The organism is Roseomonas sp. TS2 (genome assembly GCF_058833935.1).
Map to the genome: position 1 here is coordinate 1 of NZ_JCACVY010000184.1, position 8840 is coordinate 8840.

At 73.6% G+C, this 8840-nt stretch carries 9 protein-coding genes; 4 read left to right on the forward strand and 5 right to left on the reverse strand.

From position 1 onward, the window contains the following. The 5 genes from ACZJYS_RS20380 to ACZJYS_RS20400 form a co-directional block, all read right to left on the reverse strand. The coding region (locus ACZJYS_RS20380) for a TRAP transporter large permease subunit (RefSeq protein ID WP_493180124.1) at positions 1 to 516 on the reverse strand (516 nt) is incomplete at its 3' end. A gap of 9 nt (positions 517 to 525) precedes the next feature. Beyond that, positions 526 to 1077, reverse strand: coding sequence for a TRAP transporter small permease (locus tag ACZJYS_RS20385; protein ID WP_493180125.1), 552 nt, complete (start codon positions 1075 to 1077; stop codon positions 526 to 528). Between the two features lie 20 nt (positions 1078 to 1097). Continuing rightward, a complete protein-coding gene (locus ACZJYS_RS20390; RefSeq protein ID WP_493180126.1) occupies positions 1098 to 2093 on the reverse strand; it encodes a TRAP transporter substrate-binding protein in 996 nt (331 codons plus the stop codon). Positions 2094 to 2152: 59 nt separating this feature from the next. Next, entirely contained in the window at positions 2153 to 3034 is an 882-nt protein-coding gene (locus ACZJYS_RS20395) for an NAD(P)-dependent oxidoreductase (protein ID WP_493180127.1), read from the reverse strand. A gap of 62 nt (positions 3035 to 3096) precedes the next feature. Next, complete coding sequence (locus ACZJYS_RS20400) at positions 3097 to 4944, reverse strand: amidohydrolase family protein (protein WP_493180128.1); 1848 nt, start codon at positions 4942 to 4944, stop codon at positions 3097 to 3099. Between the two features lie 243 nt (positions 4945 to 5187). Here ACZJYS_RS20400 and ACZJYS_RS20405 point away from each other — a divergent pair, with 243 nt between their 5' ends. The 4 genes from ACZJYS_RS20405 to ACZJYS_RS20420 all read left to right on the forward strand — a co-directional run. Beyond that, positions 5188 to 6597 carry an FAD-binding oxidoreductase gene (locus ACZJYS_RS20405; RefSeq protein ID WP_493180129.1) on the forward strand — a complete coding sequence of 470 codons (1410 nt, stop codon included), beginning with the start codon at positions 5188 to 5190 and terminating at the stop codon, positions 6595 to 6597. Then, entirely contained in the window at positions 6594 to 7304 is a 711-nt protein-coding gene (locus ACZJYS_RS20410) for a FadR/GntR family transcriptional regulator (RefSeq protein ID WP_493180130.1), read from the forward strand. The genes ACZJYS_RS20405 and ACZJYS_RS20410 overlap by 4 nt, the downstream gene beginning before the upstream one ends. Positions 7305 to 7462: 158 nt before the next feature. After that, a complete protein-coding gene (locus tag ACZJYS_RS20415; protein ID WP_181378118.1) occupies positions 7463 to 8266 on the forward strand; it encodes an IclR family transcriptional regulator in 804 nt (267 codons plus the stop codon). A 184-nt stretch (positions 8267 to 8450) separates the two neighbouring features. Then, positions 8451 to 8840 (forward strand): amidase family protein (locus tag ACZJYS_RS20420; RefSeq protein ID WP_493180131.1); only part of this gene is annotated, 390 nt, incomplete at its 3' end.

Sequence of the window (8840 nt, forward strand, 5' to 3'; positions counted from 1 at the left end):
GAACAGGCTGCCGATCGAGACCGGCACGCCGGCCGTCAGGGCGAAGATGATCATCGGGATGGAGGGCGGGATGATCACCCCCAGCTCGCCCGAGGCCGCCTGCACCGAGGTGGCGAAGGGCCGCGGGAAGCCGCGCCGCGCCATGGCCGGGATCAGCGTGCCGCCGATCGCCGCGGTGGTCGCCGCGCTGGAGCCGGAGATGGCGGCGAAGAACATCGCCGAGACCACCGTCACCAGGCCGAGGCCGCCCGTGGCACGCCCGACCAGCGCCTGGGCGAAGCCGATGAGGCGCTGCGAGATGCCGCTCGCCTCCATCAGCGCGCCGGCCAGGATGAAGAACGGAATGGCCGTGAGCGGGAAGGAATCGAGGGCGGCGAACATGCGCTGCACCATCGCCTGCAGCGGGATGCCGGAGGCGTGCATGGCGAGCGCGGCCGTCCCCGCCAGCGAGATGGCGATGGGCACGCCAAGCGCGAAGAGCAGGAGGAGGGCGGCGCCGATCGTGATGGGGCTCATGGCGTGTCCTCAGTCCACGGGCATTTCTGCGGAGCCGGCGGGCGGCGCGAGGGCGACGGCCAGGGTGTTCACCAGGGCGAGCAGGCTGCCCAGCGGCACGGCCGCATAGACATAGGTCATCGGGATCTCCAGCGCGCCGGAGCGCATCCCCTCGACATTGCCCAGGATGATCCAGCCATAGCTCACCATGACCGCCCAGAAGGCGGCCGAGATGGCCAGGCTGGCCCAGCGGAGCAGCCGGGCGGGCCGTGGCGGCAGGGCCGCGTTGACCACCTCGACCGAGGCGAGCATCCCCCGGCGGACGCCGATCCCGACGCCCAGGAACACCGACCAGATCAGGGCGTAGCGGATCACCTCCTCCGACCAGGTGAGCGGCGCGCCGACGATGTAGCGGGCGATCACCTGCGCGAAGGCCAGCAGCGCGAGGATGCCGAGCGTCACCGCCAGGAAGGCGAGCAGCGCCTCGTTGAAGCGGTCGACGATCCGGACCCCACGCGCCCATGGCGGGGCGCCCGGGGCGGTGGCCGCGGGCGCGACCTCGGCGCGTGGGGCGGGGTTCATGGCGCTCCTCTCCCCTCCCTTCAGCGCGCGGCGGGGGCGCCGACGGCGACCACCTTCTCGTACAGCGCGGCGATCGACGGGAAGGACGCCTTCACGAAGGCGGGCCCCACCTTGGCGCGGAACGGCGCCTTGTCCGGCTCGATCAGGGTCATGCGCTGCTCCTGCAGCATCCGGAGGAAGGCGGTCTCGCCCTTGGCGACCTCCTCGGCGGCGAAGGCCTGCGCGGCGCCGGTCGCGGCCGCCTGCACCGCCTTGCGCTGCGCCTCGGGCAGCCGGTTCAGCCGGCTGGCGCTCATCACGATGACGATGGGCTCGTAGGAATGCTCGGTGCGCACGAGGTACTTGACCACCTCGGAGAATTTCGAGCTCTCGATCAGCGAGAGCGGGTTCTCCTGCCCGTCGATCACGCCCTGCTGCAGGGCGCTGAACACCTCGCCGAAGTTCATCGGCGTCGGCGCGGCGCCGAGCGCCTTCCAGGAGGCCACCGAAACCGGGCTGTCCGGCACGCGGATCTTGAGGCCGGAGAGATCGGCGGGCGAGCGCACCGGCGCCTTGGTCGTCAGCCAGCGCGGCCCGCGCAGCCAGTAGGCGAGGACCTGCAGGCCGGATTCCTTGCGGACGGCCTCGGTGACCTCCTGGCCGATGGGGCCGTTGAAGACCTGCCCAAAATGCGCCGCGTCGCGGATCATGAAGGGCATGGCGAAGATCTTCGCCGTGTCCGAGGCGGCGGTGAGGACGCCGGCACCGCCCACCCAGATGTCGTTCGAGCCGAAGCGCATGCCCTCGACCAGCTCGCGGTCGCTGCCCAGCGTGCTGCCGCCGTAGATCTCCACCTTCACCGCGCCATTGGTCGCCTGCGCGACATCGGCGGCGAAGCGCTCGGCGGCGCGCGCATGGATCTCGGCCGCCGGCCAGACATGGCCGAGCTTCAGAACGGTCTGCGCGAAGGCGCCGCCCGGCAGCATGATGGAGGAAGCCAGCGCGGCCGCGGCGAAGGCCGCCTTGAGACTGAACATTTTTTTCTCCTGCTTTCCTGGAAGTTCCCTGTCTGCCGGAAGGCGCCCGGCGCGGCGTCTCAGCCTCCCTGCGCCGTCATCCGGTCGTAGACGCGGAACAGCGCCTGGTTGCCGTTGCTGCCCTCGCCATGCGCCCGCGCCTCCAGGTAGAGGCTCGTCACCAGGGCTGTGCCGGGCAGCGGCACGCCCTTCTGGAAGGCGAGATCGTTGGCCAGCCGCAGATCCTTCAGCTTCAGGTCGATGCGGAAGCCGGCGCTGGCATCCTTGGCCAGCACCAGCGGCCCCAGATTCTCCAGCATCCAGGAATTGGCGGAGCCGCCCATCAGCACCTCCCGCGCCACGGCCGGGTCGAGGCCGGAGGCACGGGCCAGCGCCACGGCCTCGCACATCGCCTGGATGTTGATGGCGCAGACCAGCTGGTTGCACAGCTTCACGATCTGGCCGTTGCCGATCTCGCCGACATGCACGACCTTGGTGCCCATCGCCTCCAGCACCGGCTTCGCGCGGGCGAAGGCGGCGGCCTCGCCGCCCACCATGATGGACAGGCGCGCGCCCTTGGCGCCGGCCGCCCCGCCCGAGACCGGCGCGTCCAGCATGGCCACGCCGCGCGCGGCCAGCGCCTCGCCCATGCTGCGCGTGGCGACGGGCGAGATGGTGCTCATGTCGATCACCATCTGCTCCGGCCGCAGCCGCGGCAGCAGGCCCTCCGGCCCGGTCAGCACCGCCTCGACCTGCGGCGTGTCGGGCAGCATGAGGATGACGAACTCGGCCCCCTCCGCCGCGTGGGCGAGGTCCCGCGCCAGCGTGATGCCCTGCTCCGCGAGGCCGGCCGCGACCCCCGGAACGGCGTCGTGGCCGGTGACCGCGTGCCCCGCCCTGGCGAGGTTCAGCGCCATCTCGCGCCCCATGACGCCGAGGCCGATGAAACCGATACGAGCCATGTCCCAAATTCCCATCGATGATGCCGCGGCCGCGCGGGGCGGCCTCGCCGCCCCGGGCCGGGTCAGAAGCGGTAGAGCCGGGCCGCGTTGTCGTGCAGCAACTGCCGCCGTTCCGCCTCGGGGCGGTCGGCGATGGCCAGCAGGAAGCCGTCCATGATGGCGTCGAAGCTGCCCACCAGGCTGTCCACCGGGTAGTTGCTGGCGAAGAGGCAGCGATCGGCGCCGAAGAGGGTGATGGCATCGCGGATGACCGCCACATTGGCCGCGGCGGGCCAGGGCTGGCCGGGCAAGCCCAGGCCGGAGATCTTCAGCGCCACGTTCGGCGCCCGCGCCAGCCCGGCCAGGGCCGCCCGCCAGGCGCGCAGCCCCTCCACGCTGCGGTCGGCCGGCAGCGCGGTGTGGTTGACGATGATCTGCGTCTCCGGGAAGTCGCGCGCCAGGTCGTGGGCGGCGTCGAGGTGCCACCAGGGCGTCTGCAGGTCAAAGCTCAGGCCGTGCTTCGACAGCAGCGCGTAGCCGCGCCGCCAGGCCGGGTCGTCCATCGAGCCGGGGGCGCCGCGCCTGGCCTCCTCCGGCCGCGCCGCCGCGCGCGGCTTGTGGCGGATGCCGCGCACCATGGGGCGCGCCGCCTGGGCCGCCAGCACCGCCGCCACCTCCGGGTCGTCAAGCCGCGCCTGGGCGACGCAGACGGTCGGCAGCCCCTCGCGCGCAGCGAGGCGCTCCAGCCACACCGTCTCGCCGACGGGGTTGGCCGGGTCGAACTCCGCCTCGACGTGCACGGTGCCGGCGATGCGGTGCCGCGCCGTGTCGGCGCGGTAGTCGGCCGGCAGGTAGTTGCGGCGCAGCGCGCCATAGTCGCCGTAGCGGAACGGGATCGGCTCGGCGTCGCAGAGCCAGGGGTGGTGATTCTCGCCAAGGTCCCAGAAATGCTGGTGCGCGTCGATCACCGGCAGCGGCTCCGCCGCCGCGCCGCCCGCCTGCCGCTCCTGCTCGTAGAGGCGGATGATGGAGACGATGTCGGCCATGGCGTTGCCCTGGCCGACATAGGCGCCGAAGCGCTCCGCCGCATTCCCCACGCCCGGCAGGGAGAGGCCGAGCCCGTGGGCGAAGCCCTTCACCGCCTTCAGGTCCTTCAGCAGCTGGCGCGCATAGCCGAGCGGCGGGTCGAAGGCGCGGCGCTGCATCAGCGGGTAGATGCGCTGCAGCAGCACGCTGTCGGCCAGCCCGCCGCCGAGGCAGGCGGGCAGCGCCGCGGCGTCGATGCCGGCGGCCTCGGCCAGGTGCAGCGCCTCGGCCATGGCGATGAAGCCGGAGCCGACGATCGCCTGGTTCACCACCTTCGTCACCTGCCCGGCGCCCACCGGGCCCATATGGGTGACGTTCCCGGCCAGGTCGGCCAGCACCGCCGCCGCCGCCGCCAGCTCCGCCGCCTCGCCGCCGACCATGGCGGTGAGCGCGCCCTGCCGGGCGGCGGAAGGGCCGCCGGAGATCGGCGCGTCGATCCAGCCCATGCCCGTCCGCGCGCGCAACCGCGTGGCGAAGTCTCGGGTGGCCCCGGCGTCGATGGTGGAGAAGTCGATCAGCAGCCGCGCGCCGCCCCCGGCCCCGGCCCCGACCTCGGCGACGCCCTGCTCGCCCCAGACGCAGGCCTCCACGGCGGGGGTGTCCAGCACGCACATCAGCACGATGTCGCTGCGCTCGGCCACCTCGCGCGGGCAGCCGGCCTCCCTGGCACCTGCCGCCAGCACCGGGTCGAGGGCGGGCCGCTCGCGGTTCCACACCGTCAGCGGCCAGCCGCGCTCCAGCAGCCGCAGGCTCATCGCCGTGCCCATCAGCCCGATGCCGATGAAGCCGAGGCGCGGCCGGGTGCCGGCGGGCGGCGGGCCGCCCCGTTCCGCGGCGGCGGTCACGGGCGCAGGCTCGCGGCGGCGCGGCGGGCCGCGCTTGTGGCGTGTCGGGCCATCGACGTTCGTTTCCTTCCCTGCCCTCGCGGGCCTTCCGGGCGCCTCGCCCGGGTCTTCCTTGTTGCTGGACCCTGGCACATGTCCTATTGTTGGACAAGTTCATTCCAGGCCGGATATCCATGATCCCGGCTGGCGCGGTATTCCGGGCCGGCACGACAGGAGGGTCGCTCGTTGGAGACTGGCGGTGGCATGATCAACCGTTTGCGGGAACTGCTCGGGGAACAAGGGCTGCTGACCGCGCCCGAACAGATGGCGCGCTACAGCCGCGACTGGTCCGGCGACCTCAGCGGCCGGCCGCTGGCCGTGGCGCGCCCGGGCAGCGTCGGGCATCTGGCACGGCTCGTCGGCCTCTGCGCCGAGGCCGGCATCCCCATGGTGCCGCAGGGCGGCCATACCGGGCTGGTGGGCGGCGCGGTGCCCTCGCCGGAGGGCCAGGAGCTTGTCATCAGCCTCGAGCGGCTCGACCGCATCCGCTCGGTCGATCCGCTGAACTTCAGCATGGTGGCCGAGGCCGGCTGCGTGCTGGAGACGCTGCACCGCGCCGCCGAGGAACACGACCTGCACTTCCCGCTCTCGCTCGGCGCGCAGGGGAGCTGCCAGATCGGCGGCAACGTCGCCACCAATGCCGGCGGGGTGAACGTGCTGCGCTACGGCATGGCGCGCGACCTGGTGCTCGGGCTGGAGGTGGTGCTGCCGGACGGGCGCATCTGGAACGGCCTGCGCAGCCTGCGCAAAAACAACACCGGCTATGACCTGAAGCAGCTCTTCATCGGCTCCGAGGGGACGCTCGGCATCGTCACCGCGGCGGCGCTGAAGCTGTTTCCCCGCTCCGGCCAGGTGCAGACCGCCATGCTCGGCCTGGCATCCGTCTCCGACGCCATGCGGCTCTACGCCGCCGCGCGCCGCGAGCTTTCCGACCTGCTCTCCGCCTTCGAGCTGCTGCCCCGCCGCTGCATCGAGATCACCCTCGAGGCCCACCCCGCCCTGCGCGAGCCGCTGGAGGCGCCGGCCCCGGTCTATGTGCTGATGGAGGCCTCGGCCAGCGGGCTGGTCGACCTCGCCGCGCTGATGGAGCAGTTCCTGGGCGGCTGCCTGGAGCGGGGCGCCATCCTCGACGGCGCGGTGGCCATGAGCCGGGCGCAGGCCGCCGGGTTCTGGCGCCTGCGCGAGGATCTGGTGGAGGCGCAGCACCGCCGTGGCCGGCACCTGCGCACCGACGTGTCGATCCCGATCTCCTGCCTGCCGGATTTCATGCGCGAGGCAGACGCCGCCATGGCCGCGCATCTGCCGGAGGCCCTGCCGGTGGCCTATGGCCATGTCGGGGACGGCAATGTCCACTACAACGTGCTGCCGCCGCCCGGCCTGGACGATGACGCGCAGGATGCGCTGCTGCACCGGGCGGAGGAGCTGGTCTTCGCCCTGGTGGACCGCTTCGGCGGCTCGATCAGCGCCGAGCACGGCATCGGCCGGGTCAAGCGGGAGCCGTTCCTGCGCAGGCTGGGCGCCGTTGACCGCGATCTGCTGCATGGCATCAAATCGGCCCTCGACCCCCGGGGATGCATGAGCCCGGGGCGCCTCCTCGCCGGGGACGGATCATGAGCGAACGCGTCAGCCGCCCGCCCCAGCTGCCCTCCCGCATCGCCGAGCTGGTGGCCGCCGGCATCGCCGAGGGGCGCTGGAAGCCGGGGGAGCGCCTGCCGGCCGAGCAGGCGCTGGCCGAGGCCTATGGCGTCAGCCGCAACGTGGTGCGCGAGGCGGTCTCGCGCCTGCGCGCGGACGGGCTGGTGCAGTCGCGCCAGGGGGTCGGCGCCTTCGTCGTCCGCCGCCAGGGCACCGGCGTGCTGCGCTTCGACGCCGAGGCGCTGCAGGACGGCACGACCTTCCGCAACCTCTTCGAGCTGCGCGCGATCCTCGAGATCCAGACGGCCGGGCTGGCGGCGGCGCGGCGGACCGCGGAGGGCATCGCCGCCATCACCGAAGCCTTCCGCCACATGGAGCGCGAGGTGGAGGGAGATTCGGCCGGGGTGGACGCGGATCTCGACTTCCACCGCGCCGTCGCCCGCGCCGCCGGCAACGACCAGATCGCCCGCGTGGTCAGCTTCCTGTCGGACCAGATCCGCGAGACCATCATGGTCGCCCGCACGCGCCCCGGCAGCACGGTGTCGTCGGTCATCGCCGTCACCCTCGCCGAGCACGCCGCCATCCACGAGGCGATCATCGCCGGCCTGCCGGAGGCGGCCCGCCAGGCCATGGCGGCGCACATCCACAACGCCGCCGGCCGGCTCGGCTTCGCCCTCTCGCTCTGAGGGGGCGGAAGGCCGGCATTGAAATCCGGCGGCCGCCACGGTCTACTTCCGTGGCGCCGGGACGGGGCGGTCCAGGCGGGGCGCGGGGCGCGCGACGAAGCCGGCACGGTGAGCCCCCTGCCCCGGCCACGGCCGCCCCCGGCGGGGAGGGAGCTGCGGTGGCCCAGGCGGTGGAGCAGGCCGAGGACGGAACCAGCGTCGTCGCGCGCGTCGTGGCGCTGCTGCGGGCCTTCGCCGAGGGCGGGGAGAGCCTGTCCATCAAGGACCTCGCCGGGCAGCTCGCCCTGGCGCCGAGCACCGTGCACCGCCTGCTCGACCAGCTCGTGGCGGCGGGGCTGGTCGAGCGCACGCCGGGGCGGCGCTACCGGGTGAGCGGGGAGTTCAGCCGGATCGGCGCCCTGGCGGCGCGCAAGGCCGGGGTGCTGCGCTTGGCCCGCCCGGTGATCCAGGAGGTGGCGCGGGAGACCGACGAGACCTGCATGCTCGGCATGCTGCTGCCCCAGACCCTGACCATGATGTTCGTCGACAAGGCCGCCTCGGCCCGGCCCCTGCCCTACGCGGTCCGCATGCACCGCGCCCGCTCCCTGCTCTGGGGCGCGACCGGCCTGTGCCTGCTGGCCTGGCTCGGCCCCTCGGCGGTGGAGCGGGTGCTGCGCCGTGGCGAGCCCTCGCCGCTCGACGGCCGCTCGCCCCCCGACGGCGCCGCGCTGGCCGACCGGCTGGCCCGCATCCGCCGCCGCGGCTATGCGCTGACGCGCGGCGAGCAGACGCGGGAGGCCGTGGGCATGGCGGCGCCGGTGTTCGGCGCCAGCCGCCAGATCGTCGGCGATCTCTGCCTCACCCTGCCGCAGTCGCGCTTCTCTGCCGCCGATGAGGAACGCTTCGCCCGGCTGCTGACCCAGCGCGCCGCCGCCCTCTCGCGCATGAACGGGTACCAGCCGGCGCCGCCGGCCCGCGGCTGAGCCCGCATTCCGCTGGGCGGAACCCGGGCGGCGCCCGGCATTGCCCGTGCCCATCGCCCGCCCCTAGCGTCTGCGCACCATCCACCCACCCGGCGCGGGGCGGTGCCCGATGGCCGCGACCAGGGCTGCATGGCTGCCCCCTGCCGCGCGGCGCGCCCGCGCCCCTGATCGAGGAGGAGCCTCCATGGCGGACCCCCAGCCGGCCCGGTACGACGCCCGGCAGCGCATCGCACCGACCTTCCACGACGCGGTGCCCGGCTTCCAGGCCGGCACGGACACGCCGCGCGCCTATCTGGAGCGCTGCCTGGAGACCATCGCCGCGCGGGAGCCGGTGGTCCGGGCCTGGGTCGTGCTGAACGAGGCCGGGGCGCGGGAGGCGGCCGATGCCAGCACCGCGCGCTGGCGCGCCGGGCACCCGCTCTCGGCGATCGACGGCATGCCGATCGGCATCAAGGACCTGATCGCCACCCGCGACATGCCGACGCAGATGGGCTGCGCCGCCTATCGCGGCCACTTCCCGAAGAACGACGCGGCGATGATCCAGGCGCTGCGGGCCGCCGGCGCGGTCATCCTC